At 47.2% G+C, this 23,046-nt stretch carries 13 protein-coding genes; all 13 read right to left on the bottom strand.

Annotated elements, in window-relative coordinates:
- Nucleotides 1-777 precede the first annotated feature (777 nt).
- Nucleotides 778-2,373 (bottom strand): ABC transporter permease, encoded by a 1,596-nt coding sequence (locus MZO40_RS03270; RefSeq protein WP_105961816.1) that lies wholly within the window; start codon nucleotides 2,371-2,373, stop codon nucleotides 778-780.
- Entirely contained in the window at nucleotides 2,366-3,130 is a 765-nt protein-coding gene (locus tag MZO40_RS03275) for an ABC transporter ATP-binding protein (protein ID WP_252133099.1), read from the bottom strand. The genes MZO40_RS03270 and MZO40_RS03275 overlap by 8 nt, the downstream gene beginning before the upstream one ends.
- Before the next feature lie 554 nt (nucleotides 3,131-3,684).
- Entirely contained in the window at nucleotides 3,685-10,569 is a 6,885-nt protein-coding gene (locus tag MZO40_RS03280; protein WP_252133100.1) for a mucin-binding protein, read from the bottom strand.
- A gap of 727 nt (nucleotides 10,570-11,296) precedes the next feature.
- Nucleotides 11,297-12,616, bottom strand: a complete 1,320-nt coding sequence (locus tag MZO40_RS03285; protein WP_122217590.1) for an MFS transporter — start codon at nucleotides 12,614-12,616, stop codon at nucleotides 11,297-11,299.
- Nucleotides 12,617-13,065: 449 nt separating this feature from the next.
- Nucleotides 13,066-13,422: a 50S ribosomal protein L19 gene (gene rplS, locus MZO40_RS03290; protein ID WP_003640385.1), complete on the bottom strand. Its 357-nt coding sequence runs from the start codon at nucleotides 13,420-13,422 to the stop codon at nucleotides 13,066-13,068.
- Nucleotides 13,423-13,569: 147 nt separating this feature from the next.
- Entirely contained in the window at nucleotides 13,570-14,310 is a 741-nt protein-coding gene (gene trmD / locus MZO40_RS03295; protein WP_088769601.1) for a tRNA (guanosine(37)-N1)-methyltransferase TrmD, read from the bottom strand.
- A complete protein-coding gene (gene rimM / locus MZO40_RS03300) occupies nucleotides 14,310-14,834 on the bottom strand; it encodes a ribosome maturation factor RimM (RefSeq protein ID WP_088769602.1) in 525 nt (174 codons plus the stop codon). The genes trmD and rimM overlap by 1 nt, the downstream gene beginning before the upstream one ends.
- A gap of 185 nt (nucleotides 14,835-15,019) precedes the next feature.
- Nucleotides 15,020-15,277 carry a KH domain-containing protein gene (locus MZO40_RS03305; protein WP_105923047.1) on the bottom strand — a complete coding sequence of 86 codons (258 nt, stop codon included), beginning with the start codon at nucleotides 15,275-15,277 and terminating at the stop codon, nucleotides 15,020-15,022.
- 17 nt (nucleotides 15,278-15,294) lie between these two features.
- The gene (gene rpsP / locus MZO40_RS03310; protein WP_003638633.1) at nucleotides 15,295-15,567 is read right to left on the bottom strand and encodes a 30S ribosomal protein S16; all 273 of its coding nucleotides are present in this window, start codon (nucleotides 15,565-15,567) and stop codon (nucleotides 15,295-15,297) included.
- A 96-nt stretch (nucleotides 15,568-15,663) separates the two neighbouring features.
- Complete coding sequence (ffh, locus tag MZO40_RS03315; protein WP_101873584.1) at nucleotides 15,664-17,118, bottom strand: signal recognition particle protein; 1,455 nt, start codon at nucleotides 17,116-17,118, stop codon at nucleotides 15,664-15,666.
- Nucleotides 17,119-17,140: 22 nt separating this feature from the next.
- A complete protein-coding gene (locus MZO40_RS03320; RefSeq protein ID WP_003638631.1) occupies nucleotides 17,141-17,488 on the bottom strand; it encodes a putative DNA-binding protein in 348 nt (115 codons plus the stop codon).
- Nucleotides 17,489-17,653: 165 nt separating this feature from the next.
- Nucleotides 17,654-19,246, bottom strand: coding sequence for a signal recognition particle-docking protein FtsY (gene ftsY, locus MZO40_RS03325; protein WP_105961820.1), 1,593 nt, complete (start codon nucleotides 19,244-19,246; stop codon nucleotides 17,654-17,656).
- Nucleotides 19,247-19,267: 21 nt separating this feature from the next.
- Nucleotides 19,268-22,825 (bottom strand): chromosome segregation protein SMC, encoded by a 3,558-nt coding sequence (gene smc / locus MZO40_RS03330; protein WP_105961821.1) that lies wholly within the window; start codon nucleotides 22,823-22,825, stop codon nucleotides 19,268-19,270.
- Between the last annotated feature and the right edge of the window lie 221 nt (nucleotides 22,826-23,046).

Below are 23,046 nucleotides of genomic sequence, written 5' to 3' on the forward strand. Positions count from 1 at the left end.
TGTCAGAAACGCCTTCCAGCCGGAGATGATATTCGAAAGGCAGACATGGATCTGCCCAACTTTAAATAAACTAGTCGTTAGTTCCTGGTTACCGGTAATATTAAGCCGCTTTGTTCAAATTGTCAGGCAGTGAACCATCAGCATCACGGAATATTGGCAGAGCTTACTCTCGGCGATTAGATGTTAAAGCCTTAAAACCTGTGCAAACGGCCATATAATCGTCTGATTGTAAGTTTGGCTGCCATTGAATTAGACATAATCTTCAGGCAATCTTCTCAGCATTTGAATACCATAAATCAACATAAATACTGATTCAAAAAAGTTTGCCTGAAGGACCAGCCACCTAATATTCAGTGGTCAATTGTACCTAGATAGGTGGCCGGTCGTCCGCCATTCGAGCGGCTTCCCGACTGTAGGGGCTGGCTGACAATGCTCAAGGGCGAAATTCTTCTTGTCCGGGTGGTCTTCCCGGGCTAGAAGAAGACTCGTATTTGAAATTGCGCAGTGCTTTTCTGCGTGAGTTCAAATCGATGTCCGCCCTGTTCCAGCGTTGTCAGCCGGCCCCGGAAGTCGGACTAGGGCGCGCATCGGCTGACGAACAGGAATTCACCAAATGGCATGATTTAATCATGATTCATGACAAATCAACTGGCACAATACGCGTACTAGTTACTATTTTCAATTGATGATGATTAAAATGTACCAGTTTTTAAGTGGTTTTTCACTAACCAAGCACAACCCAACATCCAATTAATCAGATGAGTTGTGCCGATTCCTTTAATCCAACCGTCGCCAAAAAGTCCGGTGATTGTACCAAACTAGTGCGCCGGATGCTAATGCAAGGACTAGTAACACGATTACATTAATCCATACAGCACTAGCCGCAAACGAATAAATCAGGACACTATAACTCACAATGACAATCATACCAATGACACTGTAAACCAATAAGTTGAGTAACAAGCCAAAGTTGCCGCCACCCCGATTGAAAAGCTGCGTCACATTCGTCCAGTTCGTCATGCGTAATTGGTAATCCCGTTTGAAATAGTGTTGCGCAGCTAAATACGTACCCCAAGCGATACCCAATATCAGTGCCACGTCTAAAACTAAGGGTGCGTGAACAGCGATTCCGATGACGAGCGCGATCGTTGCGTTGATTGCGACTTGGAACCAATAGCCGAGATAAAACTTTTGCCGTAAATACCGGGCTAATGGGATGGGCAGTGCGCTCACAAAGTCAAAGTTCATTTTATCCAATGAAATCAGATTACCAACCAAAGATGTTTGATTGACATTGATAATGGCCCCCGCCATCCCAGCGACAAACCAGACACCGACCCAGTTAAGGGACAACTGACTCCAGTTAGCTCTCGACCCCGAAAACAGAACACTCCCCACGAGAATCATCGGTAACAGGATTGAGTTGGTAAACAATTGTAACGCCAAACTCGGCTCTTTTAGGAGCTGCCATTGATAGGAACGTAAGATTTTATTAAGGTTATGCTGCCGCGGATGCCGACGCTGCCGGTTAGCTGTTAACACAGTATTCACTTGGGTCAACTGTTCGACCAAATGCAGCAAGACGAAGCGCCAAGTCAAGGTAAGCACTACCAGTAAAGCGACAATTAAGCCGACCCACGTCAATACGCTCTCAATCGTCAATGGCGTCATAAAGGCTTTGTAAACGGGTAAGAATGGTGTCAGCACTGTACGATCGATCCGCGTGCCTGAATCTGCCGCAGAACCCCGATTCATCAGTAAAATACCGACAAATACTAACAGCGCGTTTAGGCCTAACATAATATTCATCACCATTTTTTGATGGGTGCGAAATACCTTAAGCTTGGTCAAGCCAAAAACGATCAGGGCACACCCACATAGAATCAGGCCTAAAATCAGGGCATACATCAAGATTGCCAATACGATTCCCAGTCCCACGAAGTATCCTGCCTGCGTCATCGTCATCACAAAAATCAACGGTAACGGAATCGTAAACGGCACCGTGTTGAAGATCACAACTAAAATTTTACTCAGAAAGATTTCCTGGTTACGAAACGGCAATGGCAAGTATTCAGCGAGGTCATTACCGGCAAAAAAGACGTTATAAATCCCGGCAATGCTCTGCGAAATTCCTAATAAAATAAATAGCGCGACATAAAACGTAAACATGCCGGGGAGCTTACTGAAATCAATGGCAATCATCGTCAGCCCATAGACGCCCAGAAACATTAACGCGTTCAAGTAAAACTGCCGCATTAGTTTCTTACTCAGGGCCGAGCCTGACATTCCTTTTTTGCGTAACCGTTCCGTCAGTTGCGGATTCACTAATCTGAGATTGACGGCCAATAACACGCGTAACTGCTGGTTATTCATCTGGCTCACCCTCAATCGCATCCACCAAGGCCCCATTCGTCGGTCGTCCTGCCATTTCGAGATAAATGGTCTCCAACGATTGTTGCGGATGTTGCGCTAACAACGCTTCGACCGTGCCGGTATAAATAAGTTGGCCCTGCTTCAAGATTGCCAACTGGTCGCATAACTGCTGAGCGGTATCCAAATTATGCGTCGAAAAAATCACCGTTTTACCCTTGGCCGCATGTGCCTTCATCAGATTTTTCAAATCAAAGGCCGCTTGCGGATCTAATCCCTGCATTGGCTCATCCAGAATCCAGATGTCGGGATCCGGAAGCAACGCGCCAATTACGATTGCTTTTTGCCGCATCCCGTGTGAATAGCTGGCCATCGGTTCTTCAGCATGTTCAGCCATATCGAATAAGGCCATCAATTGTTGCCGGCGCTGTTGGACCTCTGCCTCAGATTTTTGATAAGCTGCAGCAATCAAATCCCAGTACTCCATCGCTGACAATTGTAGGAAAATATCAGGCGTATCCGGCACGTAGGAAATCTTGGCTTTGACCGCCAACCGCTGCTGTGCAAGGTCTGAGCCATCAACCGTGATCGTGCCACTCGTGGGTTGGATAATACTTACTAGGTTTTTGATCGTCGTTGATTTACCAGCACCATTATGGCCTAAAAGTCCAAAAATTTGGCCTGGTGCAATGTTCAGGTTGAGCTGATTTAAAGCCGTTTTATCCCCATACCGCTTCGTTAAATCGTGAATTTCAATCATCTGGTTCGTCCCCCTCCAGGTATCAGTTAAGCTTTATTATACTATACCGAGTGCCTTTATAACTTCGCGGGTCACGCAATTAGGATTTACATCATTTGCTCGGTCTAAGTGATTAATTGTTTTCTCAACAAACTAATGCTTAGCTTTGGATTGGCTGCGGTATTAAGACCTTTGGGTGACAGTGTCCTCGGTGTTTTGCAACGCCCTGTTTTGGACGTATTAACGTTTTCCACGACGAATGCGCAAAACACGCTAAATATCGGCGGAAATTTCCCCACTCGAGCTATTCTCTTCCCACAAAAAAAAGATAAGGCAGCAAAAAATAGGGCGGCAAACCAAATTGTGGTTTACTACCCTATTCATATTGATTTAATTGTAGCCTGACCTGATAACTGCAGTGTCATTCAGCTGTTTTAATGGTCGCTTAAAATTGAGGCTGACACCAACACGTTACAGTTCATGCCTGTCGACCATCCGACATCTTTTCAAACGAAGGCAACGGCTCACTTTTCCAAGTCTCAACAAGGCGCGTTGCTCAAGTCACACCAACTCAACTAGTTGCGCCGCTTCTTGAGTAACGCCCCTAACCCGACCAACAAAGTAGCGGCCGTCAAGCCCAGAATCTCGGCTGCCACACTAGCTTGCCGGTCATCACCAGTCTGCGGTAAAGTGGCTTGCTTGTGGGTTTGAGCTTGCTGCCGAACTGGCGCTTGCGTTGTCGATGACTTGATTGACGCCGTCGACTGTACGGATTTGGCCACTGCAGCTGGACGCTTGGTTTCAGCCGTATGACGCACGCGCGTTGATTGCTTTCTTTGCGGCGTAACGACCTGGCGTTTAGCTTGAACTGACTGATTAACTCGGTCAGATTGCTTGGTCGCACTAGTTGCTCGCTTAGTTTGAGCCGTTTGATTGACCTTCTGCTGTGTACCCGTCTGCGGCGTTTTCTTCGCCGGTGTGATTTTATCCGGCGTCGTCACCGTAACAGTCTTATTAGGCGTTTTAGGCGTCTCACCAGGGTTGGGTTCATCCGCCACGTAACGAATCGTTTGGACATCGTCACCACTTGTTGGGGTCACCGTAACTGCTGGAATTCCGGCCACCGTGGCTCGATAGCCAGTAATACTTAACGCGGGCACGCTAGCAAACGTGCTGCCAGCGTCACTTGATGACCAGGCCCCCGCCGTCACGTCACCAGTTACTTTGTCGACCACATCAGCACGGCTAAACGTCAGCGTCCTGACCGTATCGGCATGTAGTTGTTTGCCGGTACCATCTTGATAACGCACCGTTTGCGTAATCGTCTTAGTAGTCGTTGTTGCATCCGTCCCGTGTGCTAAACGAACGAGATAGTGCGTCGCAACCCCGTCATGATTAAAAATCAATCCGGAAGTTGGAAAGTCGTCACTCGTTAATTCATAGCCCCGGCTCACGTAGCTGGCAATCGTCGCAGCGGTTCGATAAGCGGATGCGGTTTGATAGTCACCGGTTAAGGTCTCCGTTGCTAAGGTTTTACCAGTCGTGGCATCCACGTACGTAATTACCGCTTGTTCCGTATTCAGCGTATACGTGACGACGACATCAGTATTCTGGTCAGCAGACGTGACTGCCTCATTGCCCGCCACACGCTGTTGATCAGCGGTATAGCCCGTTATTTGCGGCGTTGCTACCGGCGTATAACGGCCAGTAGCTGTCGTACCATTCAGCCAAGTGGTGTAAACAAGGGTGCCATCAACTTCATCAATCGTCGCCTTCCGATCAAAAATTAGCGTTTGGACCTGATCAGAGCCAGCAGAACGGCCATCACTAAACTGATAGTGGATGGTTTGGCTGACAGACTTGGTCAAATCTTGTACAGCCGTGCCTCTCGGATAGGTCGGCCCAGCTGGATTATCTGGATTGATCGGTTGACCCGGCGTCCCCGGTTGATCTGGTGTGACCGTAATCAATTTATGGCCAAGTTTGACCGTATACGTCTGCTTGACGCCATCCTGATTAAAAATCAATCCCGAAGTTGGAAAGTCGTCGCTCACCAGTTCATACCCTGCTTGGACATAGGTCGCAATTTGATCCGCTGTCCGGTAATCAGATTTCGATTGGTAAGCGCCAGTCAATTGTTTAGTGGCCAACGTTTTGCCCGTCGTCCCGTCAATATAGCTAACAAATGTGGTTTCCTGGTTTGGTGCGTACGTCACAGTGAGCGTCGTATTCTGATCATCACTGGTAACCGCATTATTTCCAGCAATTCGTGACTGATCAGGGGTATAACCCGTAATCGTTGGTGACGTCATCGCTTGATAGATACCGCGTGGCCCATCACCCGAGGTCCAATCCGTATAAATAATAACTAAATGATCGACTTCATCGACCGTCGCAGTGCGCGTAAACGTCACCGTTTGGACATTATCGGCCGCAGCCTGACGCCCATTTTGATATTGATAGTTGATCGTTTGAAGCACGTCTTTCGTCAAATCAGTCTTTGCAGTCCCTGCTGGATAGCTTGGCCCAGCCGGATTATCAGGATCAATCGGCTGTCCCGGCGTCCCTGGTTGATCTGGTGTGACCGTAATCAACTGATGACCAAGTTTGACCGTATAAGCTTGGGTAACGCCATCCTGATCAAAGATCTGACCAGAAGTTGGATAATCATCGCTCAGCAATTCATAGCCCTGGTTCACGTAACTCGCAATCGTCGCAGCGGTCCGATAAGCAGATGCCGTGTGATAGTCACCAGATAAGCGCTGAATCGATAACGTTTTCCCGGTCGTCTCATCAATATAGGTCACGGTAGCTTGTTCTTGGTTGGCCGTATACGTCACGACGACGTTCGTATTCGAGTCAGTATTGGTGACGGCATCGTTACCCGCCACACGCGACTGATCAACGGTATAACCGGTCATTACCGGCGAAATTACCGGAGCATAGGTCCCAGTTGTGTCACTGCCGTTAGTCCAGTCGGTGTAAACGACTGTGTTAGCGACCTCATCGACCGTCGCAGTGCGAGTAAACATCACCGTTTGCACATTATCAGCCGCAGCCTGACTGCCGTCCTGATAGCGATAATTGATTGTCTGGCGAACGGCTTTGGTCAAGTCATCAATCGCCGTCCCAACTGGATAAGCCGGCCCGTCTGGATTATCAGGATCAATCGGTTCACCTGGGGTTCCAGGATCATCCGGTGTCACGGTAACCAACTTGTGCGTCAGGGTAACCGTGTAAGTTTGAGGCTTCCCGTCGTTTGCAAAAATGTTTCCGGATACTGGATAGTCATCCGTTACTAAAGCATAACCCGCTTTGCCGTATTTGGCGATTGTTGCGGCAGTGCTGTAGTCAGATGTCGTTTGATAACCACCAGTTAAGGAATCAATCGATAATGTTTTCCCGGTCGTTGCATCAATATAGGTCACAGTTGCTTGTTCTTGATTGGCCGTATACGTCACCGTGATCTGCGTATTCAGGTCAGTGTTGGCGACGCCATCGTTACCGGCCACACTTAACTTATCAGCCGTATAACCCGTCATTATTGGTGACGTCACGGCTGTGTAAGTCCCGGTCCTCGCATTGCCAGTATTCCAATCCGTATAAACGACCGTATTAGCGACTTCATCGACCGTCCCACTTCGCTTAAACGTCACCGTTTGGACATTATCGGCCGCAGCCTGACTGCCGTTCTGATAGCGATAGTTGATCGTCTGGCGAATAGATTTAGTCAAGTCAGCAGTCGTTGTCCCTACTGGATAAGTCGGACCATTTGGATTATCAGGATCGATTGGTTCACCCGGGTATCCAGGATCATCCGGCGTCACGGTAACCAACTTGTGCGTCAAAGTGACCGTATAAGTTTGAACAACCCCATCCTCATCAAATATTTGTCCAGAGGCCGGAAAATTATCACTAGCTAATTGATAGCCCAGATCAAGGTATTTGGCAATGGTGTCAGCGGTCTGGTAATCAGATAAGGTCTGATAATTCCCAGTCAAAGTTTTTGGTTCCAAGGTCTCTCCAGTGGTCCCATCGACATATGTCACGGTCGCCGTTTCCTGGTTAAGCTGGTATGTCACCACAATCGTTGTGTTATCACTAGCTCCTGTTACTGAATCTTGACCGGCAACACTGAGCTTATCGGCAGTATACCCCGTAATCACTGGCGAAACGACCGTTTGATAAGCACCAGTGATTGCGCCACTGGTTAACCAATCCGTATAAACTACCGCTTGATTGACTTCATCAACCGTGGCGGTGCGGCTAAACGTCAGTGTTTGCACATTATCAGCCACAGCCTGACTGCCATTTTGGTAGCGGTATTCAATCGTTTGGCGGACAGCTTCAGTCAGATCATCGGTCGCTGTCCCGACTGGATATTTTGGCCCATTCGGATTATCAGGTTCAATTGGTTCCCCAGGATATCCAGGGTCATCCGGCGTCACCGTAACAAACTTATGAACCAAGGTGACTTGAAAGCTTTTGACAGTTCCATCCTCATCGAAGGACACACCGTTGTTCGGATAGTTATCACTAACCAACTCATAGCCATTATTCTCATAGTTCGCAATCGTGTCAGCTGTTCGATAGTCAGAAGTCGTGCCGTAAGCACCTTCCAAGGGAGCAGCCGTTAGTGTGGCCCCCGTCGTCCCATCGACATACGTCACGGTGGCCTTTTCTGTATTCGCTAAATAAACGTAGACCACGGTGCCGCCCTCATCGCTTAACGTCCCATTCGCAGCGATGCCTGTATTATCGGATTTTAAGGTGTAGCCAGTTTTAGGCTGTCCAACAGTCGTGTATTTCAAATAATCGTCAGCAGTCACATCCGTCCCGTGGGTCGCACGACCCGTGTCCGTTGCCACGACATGCGTCTGTCCATCTGCATCGATGTACTCGTAACGATAGACGACGTCCACATCACCAAGCGTTAAAGTACCGGGCGTCACACCAATTTGATAGTTTTGATTGACCGCACTGGTCTGATCGACAGTCGCGGTAATGGTTTTGGTACCCACCGAACTCATCCCGTCAGTCAGACGATAGCTCAGTGACTCGCCATTAACGGTCCCAGAAACGGTCGCCGTCAAATTTTTAGTCGTGCCATCAACCCAATAAACCTGACTCGGAATGGTAATCGTGGCCTTAACGGTATTGATCGTCAACGTGCCATTCACATACGTGATTTGATAATTTTGTGTTGCATCGGCAGTTGTACCGGTCATGGCATACGATCCCGCATTGGTTTCAGTTGCAGTCCCACTGCCATCCGCGGTAACGGCGGTAAAGGTCAACGCATCATAATTGGTCCCGCTGGTGACACTCGCCGCCGTCCCATGCGCCTGCCCATCGTAATCAACACTCGCATTGTTCACGGTTACAGTTAGGGCTGCCGGCTTAATCACGAGTGTGCCATTAATCTTGGTAACGGTATAATTTTTGGATAAAAGTGCCGCTTGGTCGGCATCAGCCAATCCCGCCGTCATGGTGTAAGAGCCGGCATTGATTTCAGTTGGCGTTGTAAAATCAAATTGATCATACGCCGTTCCACTAGTGACACTGACGCTAGTCCCGTGGGCCTTACCATCGTATGTCACGGTGGCATCAGCAGCGGTCAGTTCTAGTGGTGCAGCCGTTACTTTATTACTAGTTTTGGTGAACACTGACGATGCGTCGAGAACGTAATTGGACCCTAGTGCCGCTTGAATGGCCGCCTGCCCGGCCGCGTTCAAGGTCATCGTGTACGATCCAACATCGACACCCGTTAGATTTGGTTCAGCACCTTGGTAAGTGTCCGTGAAATCTGCTGCAGTCAGAATGGTTTGATTGGCCTGGCCAGCGATATCATCACTTGCGGCGGTAATGACGCCGTTCTTGATTTGAAGAATTATTTTACTCGAGCCATCCCTGACCGTAACTTGTGGCAACATTGTCAGTGAACCAGAATATTCCTGAGAAGTTGCCGCCATCAACAAAATATTTCCAACACCTTCGTTTGTAATGGTTGCTGGCGAAATTTTGACGGTAAAGGTATAGGCTGAAGCATCCGCTGAAAATGTTGGCACATAGTCATCTAAGTTGACATCGTCCGCAAGGTCATAGTAAGTCGCATATTCCTGAATAATGTCAGCCATCGCTGATTTTCCAGCAGCACTCAATGTAAAGGCATAAGTTCCGACTTGATCAAGCTCTGCCAAATCGGTATCGCCATTATAATTCGTGACCTGGCCGTTGACATCTTTATAAGCAATATCAAAATAATCTTTAACATTGCCTACATCCATAAATAATAAATATAATAGATTGACTTTTTGACCGTTCGTATCCGTTAAGTAATTACCAGCTGCATCTTGAATATTGTAAGCGATATCATTATCCGGGCTAGCTTCTGGTCCACTAATATGATCACCCAAATAATTCAGGGCCGCGTTATTCACATGATAGGTCATCGAGACAGTGCCCTTGGTCGCTAGTGAGACCGTCGCCTGGGTTTCATCCGCGCTGGCTACCGCCGATACAGCCTGAATGGCTGATTTAGTCGTCAGTGAGGTGCTGGTGGTTGTCGGTGTTAAACTTAGCGCGGCCATTGTTGCATTCGTCCGCAAACGCGTCATTGGCGTCGCGCTAGAATCTACTGAGGCATTGACTGCAACATCTGATTCTGAGGCAGTATCACTTGCCTGTTCACTAGAGTCGCTGTCATTCGAACTATCCGTTGTCGCATCAGTCGTGGAATTACCCGTCGACGGGTTCTCTTGATTACCATTCTGATTACTCGTATTTGAATCGTCCTTAGTACCTTGCGTCGTTGCCGGGGTCGTCGCATCCGAAAGCACACTAGTCCCCGTTGATTCATCCGTAGTAGCCTGATTAGTGGTCGCAACACTGGCTGAATCAGATTTTGAAGCCACCGTTGATTGCGTGTCACTTGTTTCAGATTGGGAAACGACCGTATCACTCGAAACCGTTGCGGTTGTATCCGCTTTAGTATTATCGCTGGAAGCATTTACCGTACTAGTCTCATCCGTTGCAGTTGTCGACGTTGCATCCCCGGTTTTAGTCGCAGTCCTCGACGAATTAGTGGTGGCATCTGTCTTAGCCCCGGTGCTCCCTGAATCAGTTTTAGTCGCTTCATCAGACTTTGCCGTCGACGTTGTCTCCGCCGCAGTGCTTGCCGTGGCAGCAGTATCCGCTTTCTCAGTCGTCGACGAAGCCCCTGACTTTAAAACCACGGTCTGGCTCTTGACCGTGGTCGCACTCGCATTGACATTGCTGCTACTTTCGGCGTCATCCGCAGCCGTACTAGTTGCCGCTTTGACTTGTTCCACCTGACTAAACGTTAAACCAAGTCCAACTGAAAACACCGTGATGCCGGCAGTTACCCAACGCCGGCCAGACTTGTAAAGTTTAAAATGCGTCTTACTTGTTAAACCCATTTGATTGAATCGATTTTTCATGATACAGCCTCCAAAGTTCGAACATATGAGGATAATAAGTGAGCTAAATTAATCAATCGATATTCGCACTGATCGCGAACGTTTTGATGTGATTTAATCCCCAGTTTTAATTATAAAATAGCTACTCAATTGACCCCTTCAATCATTAGTATATGTTCAAACAGGTGGAAATAACAAGGGTAAATATTAACTTATGTGGTAATATTGTTGACCAATGGTATCGATTAACGTTATAACGCTGTTAGTTTATCGACCAAACTCAGGTCTAGCCTCATTCTTCGGATGCTTTGTTCATTCAACATCGTTACCAGATAAACCGTTATTTTTCGATTTGAACCGCACCAATCACTTCTTGTATTCTGAGATTAATTCGTCGATTATCACAATTTGTACGGTCACAGAAGATGACGACTTCTCGCTAGTTGGATCCTAAAAATCGGGACGAAAAATAGATCACCACAAAAAAGTGCTGATCGATTTTAGATATGAGGCACAACCAACTATTGGCGTCCTTTCCATAAGAGCAGAAGTGTCTGAGGCTGGCCGCCAGTCTCGCAGCAGTCCAATCCAAAAATTATGGCTTTTGCCTTAAATTACGGCTTGCTGATAGCATCTCGTTTCTGTTGGAATCTTTATCTGCAAGCCGGATCACAGGTACTTCGCTGACATGGCAGTCAGTATAAAGTATAGCTTGAGTACGGCCGGACATGACAATCCCACATGAACATTAAATACGCATCTGTCTACCTTTAAACATGAATAAGACTGAAGCCACTGTCAGAACAATTAACAATAACAAAACACCTAGATTACCTCCTGTTGTTCCTTGAAATGTACTAAATAAACTGGCTACGATGGTTGTACTCATCGCACCAACAAACTGCTGGAGCGTATTCAAGATACCATTTCCATCTGTTTGTTCAGATTTTGTTAGTTGCGATAAAGCCACTGCCATCAGATTGCTCGCCGCAAAACCAACACCCATCATCAATACAACATCAAACATTAATAGCGCCATAAAACTGGCCCGAGAAAAATAAACAGTTGTCAAAAGCATCCCAATAAACATTAGCATTAGCCCTAACAAGATTGGGCGATAAGGGCCAAATCGATCCATGATAATGCCGGACAAAGGGGCCAAAACTGCAACCAGAATTGCACCGGGAAACATAAAAAGGCCTGATAGCGCGGCAGAAACATGTAATCTAAGTTGTAAATAATTCGGCAGAATGAAGGATAAGCCCAAAACAGTTGCTTGAATCGCTAACACACCAAATAGTCCAGTAACAAATTGACTGTTTTTAAAAATAGTCAAATTGAGAATTGGTTTGTTTCTGTTGAAACGATAAAAAAATCCAAAACTGATCAAGCTGATGAGGCCCAAAAACCAAGATAAGTTTTCTATAGCTAGCAATAATGTAGATAGACCAATTGCCAAGCAGAGAAAACTAATAAAGTTAAATGGTTCCCCTCTCTTATGACTTTCATATCCGATGCCATCCACACCTAAAAATAGAGATAGGACTAAAAATGGAAGCAAAAATAAAAAAATACGACGCCAGTCAAATAACGAAAGCATCAAGCCACCATATGTTGGACCAATTGCGGGCGCTAAAGAAGTGGTCATCGTTGCAATCCCCATCATTAAGCCCCGTTTACTTTTTGGTGCGTAATTCAAAATGATATCAAACATTAGTGGCAGAGCTATCCCCGTTCCGACTCCTTGAATGATCCTTCCAAGCACAAGAACTAATAAACTTGGAGAAAGAAAATCCAGGAGTACGCCTAAAGCAAATAATAAATTGGCAGTGATAAATAGTGTTTTAATTGAAAAATTACGAACTAAAAAAGTTGAAAGTGGAATAACAATTGCTAGTGCTAACAAGTAGCTAGTCGTTACCCATTGAATTGTTGCACTAGTGGTGTTGAACTCAGCCATTAGAGTTGGAAAAGTAACATTCATGGATGTTTCAATCAAGACTCCTGCAAAGCTCATAATCGCTGTCGCAATGATTGCTGGTACAACTCGCCATCTTTTATGATTCATAATCGACTGCCTCCAAATTATTCAATGCAAATTTTTCTTTGCAAATTCATCATAACTTGGATATTTTGAAAATAGAAGTAGGCACTTTTTTGTTCGATAGTTTCCAAAAAGTAGCAACTAACCAAAAAGTGCGTCCTTTACGAGGCTGCTAATTTAAGTGGCTGCCCGCTACAATATTAACCAGCAATCTGTTTTTGGCCTTTTCAAGATTAACGGCCAAGAAACGTTTTGGCGTGAGACGCATTAGGTTAGCGAGCTTTCCATGAAACTTTATTTTAACGCCCTAGTCTTACGTACAAAAGCGACAAACTTAACACCAATGGCAAACAAAACACGTCATCGCATCCCACAAAAAAGGTGTAAAAAAACAGGCCACCACAAAAATGTGATGACCTGTCCTCACCATTAGCCCAGCCTAAGCTGCAACCAATGATTGTTGACGTTGTGATTTAGCCACGACGACGTTCTGGGATACGAGCAGCCTTACCATGTAAGTTACGCAAGTAGTATAACTTGGCACGACGTACGCGACCTTGACGAACGACATCAATTGCGGCAACCCGTGGTGTGTGTAATGGGAATGTCCGTTCCACACCAACACCGTTACTGATCTTACGAACAGTATAGGTTTCGCTGATACCGGAACCATGGCGCTTGATAACAACACCTTCGAATAATTGGATCCGTTCGCGAGTACCTTCGACAACTCGTGCATGAACACGAACTGTATCACCGGCACGGAAATCAGGGATATCCGTACGAAGTTGTTCGTTGGTGATCTTTTCGATTAATTGATTTTGACGCATAATGTATTTCTTCCTTTCGCCGACATTCGTGACAACCTGGTCAGCGGAACATCGTTAATGGGCACAATAGCCAATAAATAGAATACCACATCCGCGACCGGACGTGCAAGTTTTTCTTAACTTTTTCATCGAACTGGTGCGCACATGCTATGCTTGTTCCGCGTCCGCTTTGATTTCAGCTAGCATCTGCCGCGCCTTGCCAGACAACGACAAACCCGCTAACATATCGGGCCGCCGTTCATAGGTGCGTTTAAGCGCCTGTTCTAAGCGCCAGTCATCGATTTTACCGTGATCCCCACTCAGTAAGATGTCAGGGACTTTCATACCCCGGAAATCAGCTGGGCGTGTGTATTGGGGATATTCCAACAAGCCACTCGAGAACGAATCCCCTGGTGCGGAGTCCTCATTCCCCAACACACCTGGCAACAAGCGAACAGTGGCGTCAATCATCACCATCGCACCAAGTTCGCCACCAGTTAGGACATAATCGCCTAATGAGACTTCATCCGTCACTAATGACCGAATCCGTTCATCATAGCCTTCATAATGGCCACAGATGAAGGTCAGGTGTTCTTCCTTAGCGAAGTCTTCAGCGACGTGTTGGTTGAACTGAACCCCAGCTGGATCAAGCAAAATCACGCGTCCAGGTTGCGGATGCTTCTCCTGAACACTCGCCAATGCATCAAAAATCGGTTGTGGCTGTAGCAACATGCCAGCACCACCGCCGTATGGATAGTCATCGACATGGTTATGTTTATCGGTCGTAAAATCACGGAAATTCGTCACATCCACGTTAATGACCTGCTTTTCGATGGCGTTACCAATCATCGATTCGTGCAGCGGCCCAGCAAACATCTCTGGAAACAGGCTTAAAATATCGATTTGCATTAATCAATCAGCCCTTCCATTAATTCAACCGTCACGACCCCGGCATCCAAATCAACCTTTTTGATGACCTGCGGAATTTTTGGCAACAACACATCCGCTTGTCCGTGTGCTCGTTTAACGACCCAGACATCGTTGGCGCCTGGTGACAAGATTTCCTTAATCGTTCCCAGTGGCTCGTCATCAGTCGTCACGACGTCTAAACCGACGATTTGATGATAGTAATACTCACCAGCTGGTAATTGATGCAAGGCTTCAGCGGGCACTTTGATCGTCCATCCCTTATAACCTTCAACATCATTAATATTGTCCAAGCCCTCAAAAGTCAGAAAATATAGGCCCTTTTGTTCGCGTGCTTTTGCGACTGTGACGGTAATTCCACCAGCCGTTGCATCTGGCGACTTAAACAGGACCAGTTGTTGCCCGACTTTAAATCGTTCTTCAGGAAAATCAGTCACAACGACGACCTTCACTTCACCACGAATGCCGTGGGTATTAACTAGGGTTCCAACACGATAGTAATCCATGCGTTACCTGCCTCCTCATTTCATCTCAATGACTAAGTAAATTATTCTAACACATCTGATGCCAATCAAGCACCCACTCTGACCATCCGGCGACAAACCCTATTTAGACTATCCCGGTCTCGGACTAGCTTGGCAATTGCTCCGAGGATAATAAAAAACTCTTAAACAAAACATCACTGCTTCGCTCAAGAGTTTTTTTGTTGTCCGTCTTCGATCGTAAGCCGGACACGTTTTGGTCCTGAAACTCGGACACTATACACAATCGTCCGAATTGCGGAAGCAACCCGTCCCTGCCGGCCAATGACCCGACCAATATCTTCGGCGTTAACCGTCAAGTTGTATTCAAGGTACCGTGTGGTTTCCTTGAAATTGACTTGAATATCGTCCGGGTATTGAACTAACGGGGTAACAACTGTGATGATTAAAGCTTTAATATCTGCCATGATCTATTACCGCTTTATTATTTAGTGAACTTAGCTTCGTGGTACTTCTTCATGATACCGGCCTTGGATAAGATATTCTTAACCGTATCTGAAGGTTGGGCACCATTGTTCAACCAACCGAGGATATCTTCCTCTTCAAGCTTAACTTGGGCTGGTTCAGTAAGTGGGTTGTATGTGCCGACTTGGGCGATAAAACGACCATCACGTGGTGAACGTGAATCTGCGACAACAATCCGGTAAAATGGATTTTTCTTTGAACCCATCCGCTTTAGACGAATCTTGACTGACATTTAAACACCTCCCGAATTCTTTAACAGGTAATAATATACCAGTAAATCAATAGCTTGTAAAGGACTTTTTCTTGACAGGCTAAAAATTCTTACTGATTAGCGTTTGCGACGGCGCATGGCCTTGGCTAAACGCTTTTGTTTTTTCTTCTTCGTCTGACGAACCATGCGCTTCATCGCCATTTGCTGCATCTTACCGCCGATGCCGCCACCGCCATTTGCGCCGCCCATGAGGCCTTCCATACCGGAGAAGTTCCCCTTGGACATTTGATTCATCATTTTCTTGGTCTGATTAAATTGTTTGATCATCCGGTTGACTTCATGAATCGGACGTCCAGAACCGGCCGCAATTCGCCGCCGACGAGACGGATTCAGTAGGTCTGGATCAGCCTTTTCAGCTTTGGTCATTGAATAGACGATCGCACGAATATGTGCAATATCCTTGGGATCCATGTTCAGGTTCTTCATGGCCGGGTTGTTGGCCATGCCGGGAATCATTTTCATGATGTCTTCCATGTTCCCCATCTTGTCGACTTGGTCCAATTGGTCAATGAAATCGTTGAAGTCAAAGGTATTCTCCTGAATCTTCAGGTTCATTTCTTCGGCTTGTTTTTCATCGTATTGCTGTTGCGCTTTTTCGATCAGCGTCAGCATATCACCCATACCAAGGATTCGGTCTGCCATCCGGTCTGGGTGGAAGACGTCCAAGTCGGTCATTTTTTCACCTTGACCAACGAACTTGATGGGTTTACCAGTCACGGCGCGAATTGATAAGGCCGCCCCACCACGGGTGTCACCATCTAACTTGGTCAAAACGACCCCGGTGACGTCGAGCTTATCGTTAAACCCTTCGGCAGTATTAACGGCGTTTTGCCCAGTCATCGCATCGATAACTAACAAAATTTCATCTGGATGAACTAAATCTTTGATGTTGGCCAATTCATTCATCAGCTGTTCATCGATTTGTAGCCGCCCAGCCGTATCAATGAAGACGTAATCGTTATGATTTTCTTGGGCTTGCGCCATCCCTTGACGAACGATTTCCACGGGATCGACATCGGTTCCTAATTGGAAGACTGGCACATCGATCTGCTGACCAACCTGTTGCAATTGTTCAATCGCAGCGGGCCGGTAAACGTCAGCCGCAATCATTAACGGCCGTGCGTTTTGTTCGTTCTTCAACTTCAGGGCTAATTTACCGACCGTCGTCGTTTTCCCGGCCCCTTGAAGCCCAGCCATCATGATAACGGTTGGAATTTTAGGTGATTTATTCAGTGGGACTGCTTTTTCACCCATCGTTTTCGTTAATTCTTCATCAACGATCTTCACAATTTGTTGTGCTGGATTTAACCCTTCCAGCACCTTTGCGCCGAGCGCGCGTTCGCGAACCGTTTTAACAAAATCCTTAACCACCGTAAAGTTAACGTCGGCTTCCAGTAAGGCTAACCGAATTTCACGCATCGTGGCTCGTAAATCGCTTTCCGAGATCTTCCCTTTGCGCCGTAAATTGGTCATTGCTTTTTGTAACCGTTCCGTTAGGCCTTCAAATGCCATTGGTGTCACCTAACCTTTATTATTATTCTGAGTCAGCTTCTAAGTTGACTAGTTGTTGAATCATCTTAATTAACTGGGTATCCCCATGATAATGTTGCTTAATATAGTCAGAGATCGCGTCGACTTCATGATTACGTTCCACGAAGTCCTTGTAGAGGTGCAGCTTAGCTTCGTAACCTTCTAAGATCTTTTCCGTCCGTTTGATATTGTCATACACGGCCTGCCGTGAAACGGAGAATTCCGCTGCAATCTCGCCTAAGGAATAGTCGTCAGCGTAGTACAGTTGAATATATTCTTTTTGCTTGTTCGTTAACAAGGGCTCGTAGAACTCAAATAACGAATTGATTCGATAATTTTTTTCAATTTCCATGCGGGACTCCTCACGCTCATAATCACAGACTACACACTAAATAAGAGTACCGATTTTATCGGCATTCGTCAACTATCAGTCGCGATTTCAGTTAAAAATAAATGGCAATCGTTCCCGACCGGAACAATTACCATTTATGGTCAGCTAGATACGCTTCAACAGCGATTAGCCAGTAATAATATCCTTGAACAAGCCATAAACAAAGTCGTTGGCATTAAACGGTCGTAAATCAGTGACCTTTTCGCCTAATCCCACGTACTTGACAGCGAGATGTAGCTCATTACGAATTGCCAGCACGATCCCACCACGAGCCGTCCCATCGAGTTTCGTCAGGACGATTCCGCTGACATCCGTAGATTGTTTAAACAACTTGGCTTGATTGAGGGCATTTTGCCCGGTGGTTGCGTCTAAGACCAGTAACACCTCATGGGGCGCGTCCGGGATCTCACGGGTGATGACCCGTTTGATTTTTTCCAACTCATTCATCAAGTTGACTTTGTTTTGCAACCGACCGGCAGTATCGACGAATAGCACGTCGTAATCTTCGGCCTTAGCCTTTTTGACGGCATCGAAGCAGACCGAGGCTGGATCACTCTTCTCGGCCTTAGCGACGACGTCAACCCCATCGCGTTGCCCCCAGACTTGTAACTGCTGGATGGCCCCAGCTCTAAAGGTATCGCAAGCCGCCAACAAGACTTTCTTGCCCTGTTGCTTATACATATTGGCCATTTTACCGATGGTGGTCGTCTTACCGGCCCCGTTGACCCCAACGAATAAAATCACGGTTGGGCCACTGGCAGCCATGTGAATCGAATTATCTTCGCCTTCACCGGCTTCACCGTACATATCAACCAGCTTTTCAACGATGACGCTTGAAATTTCTTTCTTGCTCTTCGCATTCTTGAGTTTGACCTCATCGCGTAGTTCATCACTGATACGCATCGCCGTTTCGTAACCTACATCGGATTCGATCAAGGTATCTTCCAAGTCGTCAAAGAACGCTTCATCGACGTGCCGGAAGTTTGCTAAGAACGCATTGATGCGGTCCCCGAACGTCTTCCGTGACTTCTTCAAACCGCGGTCATACCGTTCTGCTTCGGTCGGTTCGTCGTTGGCTTCAGCTTCTGTCGTCGCTGGCGTTTCAGATTCTGCCGACGTATCTTTGTTTTCAGCTGCTGGTGTGGTTTCAACCGTAGACTGCTGGTCAGTCACGGTCTCTTCCGATTGGGTCGCTACTTGAGAGGCCACGGACTCAACTGGTGCCGACTGACTGGCTACCGCAGTATCGCTGGAAACTGGTGCTTCACTGGTTTTGGCCGTTCCTGCTTGAGCGGCTGATTCACGTAAGGCCGCTAAAGACTGGGCCACCATCTCACTGGCCGTTAGTGGCGCAGCTGAAACGGTCGCTTCTTCATTGTCGGCGGCCGACTGCTCAGTTGGTTCAACATCGACTTGAGATTGTGCGTCTGTTTGTGCCTCAACTGTTGCTTCACGGACATCAGCTTCACTTGCAGCGACCGTTGCGTGCTGATTTTCAGCACTAGTACTGTCAGCGGCACTCGAATTGGCGCTACTTTCAGAGGTCGTCGTCTCGTTGACCGCCGTCATTGATTGTTGGGACGTCGTATTGCTAGCCGCAGAAGTAGGTGCCGACGCTTGACTCGCCGTTGCAGAAGCGGCACTAGCGGTCGAATTGGCCTGTGAGTCATCGGATTCAGGTAAGCTGAACGCCTTTTTTAATCGACTAAATAATCCCATCTGTAACACTTCCCTTTTATTTTAATTTTGATTATCTTTCAAGTCTGATAATGAGACCGAAACCATTTTGGAGACCCCAGATTCTTCCATCGTGACCCCATATAGCACGTCAGCGTGCATCATCGTCCCTTTACGGTGCGTGATAATCACGAATTGCGTGCCCGTTTGGAAATCATTCAAGTACTGGCTGAAACGGTCGACATTGGCATCATCCAACGCCGCTTCGGCTTCATCCAAAATACTAAATGGCACGGGCCGAACTGCTAAAATGGCAAACAGTAACGTAATCGCCGTCAATGCCCGTTCACCACCAGAGAGCAGACTCAGTCGCTGGAACTTTTTACCAGGTGGCTGGGCCATGATGTCGACCCCACTGGTCAATAAGTGGTCCGGATCCGTTAAAATCAATTCAGCCTTCCCGCCGCCAAACATTTGCTCAAAAATCGTACTGAATTCGCTGGCGACTTGGTCAAAAGCGGTTTTGAAGCGAGTCGCCACCGTCGTATCCAAGTCAGTCATCGTTTGCAGCAGATGTTCCTTAGCTTCCTTCAAGTCATTGGCTTGATTGTTCAAGAAGTCAAAGCGTTCCTTGACCCGCTCAAACTCGTCAATGGCACCAAGGTTGACCGTTCCAATTTCATCCAGCCCCCGTTTGAGTAGTTTCAATTGCTCGCTAATGGCTGGTAATTCGAGCGGACTGACGTCTTCTTGAGCCGCTGCAACCGTCAGTTGATACTTCTCGGCTAAATCAGCCGTCGCATGGTCGACTTCGCCGGTGAGCTTTGTCTGACTGAGTTCTAAGCGCCGATAGTCATCCGTCGCCGCGGCTGCTAATTGCTGCAGCCGCACTTGCTTAGTCGACAACGCTTCAACATCGTCATTGAGGGTTGCTAATTGATTTTCACAAGTAGCCTGTGCTTTTTGGACCTCCGTTTGTTGCGCTTTAGCCTTCTTTAAGACCGCATCACGCTCAGCCACGGACATCTGCTGACTGGCTAAGGTCGTTTGGATCGCAGCTAGGTCTTGTTCCGTTTGCTGCTTAGTCTGTTGTGCTTGAGCCAAATTAGTTTGACATTGCGTTAACTGTTGCTGTGTCTGCTTGACGTGCTCTTGCGCCGTAATCAGCGCTTCACGTTGCGCCTGCAGTTTAGCTGCCTGAGTCTGTTGATAGCTTTCATAGTCAGTTTGTTGTTGCTGAACGGTCGCCATCTTAGCTTGATAATCCGCTAGCTTAGCGGCGTTCTCCGCTTGGGCCTGTTGATTGCGCGCTACCAACTCATCGTAACTATCATCGGCTTGTGCTTGCTGCTGTTCATAGGCCAAGGCCTTGACTTGCCGACTCAGCTGAGTCTGTTCGCTCTGTGCAGCCTGTAATTGTGCCTGCACTTGGCTGAGTTGGTCCTTAAGCTGGCTGAGTTGTTGACGTGAAGTTTCAACCTGAGCTGTCAGATCCTGGTTGGCTTTCTTTAAGTCGGCCAACCCTTGTTCGTAGGTCACGAGTTCGGATTGCATTTGCTGAACATTAGCTGCAATCTTTTCAGCAGATTGCTGTTGTTGTAACAGACCGTTATCGTCGTGACGCGTCGCCCCACCAGTAATCGCACCACTTGCCGCAATCGTTTCACCATCGACCGTGACCAGTTTGCACCGGAAACGGCGTGTTCGTGAAATCGCCATGGCATGATCCAGCGTATCCACAATGGCAGTTGTGCCTAATAAATAGCGCTTGATTGCCATCAGTCGCGGTTCACAATCGACTAGCTCGCTGGCAACGCCTAAAACACCGGGCTGTTGTAACAGTTCGTGTTCCGTATTAACTGGCAATTGCCGTGCCGTGATTCGTTCAATCGGCAGAAACGTCGCCCGACCAGCATGATTTTGCTTCAAGAAATTAACGACCGCTTTAGCCGTTTGTTGCGTGTCACAGACCACGTTTTGCAACTGGCCACCTAACGCCACTTCGACCGCTTTCGTGTACTGTGCTGGCACGGTCAGTAATTCTGAGACCGCACCGGCGACCCCGCTGAATTGCTGCCGGTGTTGTAAGACCATCCGCACACCCGCATAAAAATTCGTGTAGCGTTCCTGAACGGCTTGCAGGGCTTCTAACCGCGACTTTTCACGTTGCATCATCCCTGCCGCATCCAACCAGCGTTGTTGCTGAGTATCGATTTCTTCAGCGTTGTGCTTAACTTGCGCCTGTTGGGCCGTTAGTTTCGACTGTTGCTGATTGACTTGATTTTCTAAGTCCCGTTGGTCGCGATTATGCACGTCGACGGTTGTCTGGACCCGTTTCAAGTTCGCTTGCGCTTGGGCCAATCGTTCGGCTAATGCGCTACTCTGCGTTCCTGATTGTTGATGTTGCTTAGTTAAGTTTTTGGCTTCATTATTCAGTTCGGCCTGGATCTGCTTTTCATCAATATAAGCATTGCGTAGCTTCTCTAGCTCATCCGCCAATTGTTGGCGTCCAGCAGCACTAGTGGCCGTTGTCAGCTCAGCAACCGTCGCCTTTAAGGTTTTAACTTGATTTTGTTGCTCAGCCAAGGTTTGCTGCAGCTGGCCTTGTTGCTCGGTCAGTTCAGCAATCTGCCGCTCAGTCGTCGTCAGCGTCGCATTCAAACGTTCCTGTTCAGATTGTTGATTTTGCCGCCGTTCTGCGTCGACCCCTTGCTGACCCTGTGTATTCTCAATGGTCTTGGTCAAATCGAGATTCTGAGCGGCTAACTCATCCTTATGCTTCAAGGCAGCCGTTTGTTGCGTTTTAAGCTCGGCCAATTTGGTCGCACCCGCATCCACATCTCGCTGGTACTTGGCAACCAGTGCCTTCGCATTAGTCAGTTTTTCGTTGACGCCTTGTAACTGGTCACGAGCAATCGTCAACTTTTTGACCAGCCGTGAGCGGTCTAGATAATCATACTTTTGCTTTTGATCCTGATAGTCGCGTGCCAAGCTGGCTTGTTCTTCTAGCGGGCCTTTTTGCTGATTTAATTCAGCGATAATATCATTCACGCGGTCTAAATAATCAGTCGTTTCGGCCAGCTTATTTTCCGTCGTGAGCTTATCTTTTTTATATTTCAATACCCCCGCGACATCTTCAATGATGCTACGGCGGTCTTCTGGTTTAGCGTTAAACACGGCCTCGACTCGGCCTTGTGAAATCACTGAAAATGAATCTTTGCCCAGTCCAGTATCAATCATCAAATTAGTAATATCTTTTAAACGACAGGATTGATTATTAATTAAATAATCGCTATCCCCATTACGGAAGAGTTTCCGCGTGATACTGACCTCAGCATAGTCGAGGGGGAGAAAATGATCACTATTATCAAAAGTAATCGTGACTTTCGCCATATTTAACGGTTTGCGATTCGCCGAGCCGGCAAAAATCACATCGGTCATCTTGGTGCCACGCAGACTTTTGACCGCCTGCTCACCAAGCACCCAGCGAATAGCTTCAATAATGTTACTCTTACCACTACCGTTTGGGCCGACAATTCCCGTCATTCCGGCTTGAAAATCAATTTTGGTTTTATCAGCGAACGATTTGAATCCACTGATTTCTAATGATTTAAGTTGCATTCGACACAAACTTCCTGTAATTATTAGTCGTCTTGGGTTGGCTGACTATTTAATGGCACTGATCACCGCACACGTCCATTGACTTAAACGAGCAGGCAACGGACGGCTCCGGGTTGCTTGACCGGTTGCTAGTTAGTCGCCCACGCACTGTCATAATCGCATCGCGAGTCACACGCAGACTAGGACCAGTACGTCTTCAACTGATGACAACCTGCAATTTT

Origin of the sequence: Lactiplantibacillus sp. B652, assembly GCF_023806745.1 — a bacterium.
Lineage (GTDB): Bacteria > Bacillota > Bacilli > Lactobacillales > Lactobacillaceae > Lactiplantibacillus > Lactiplantibacillus pentosus.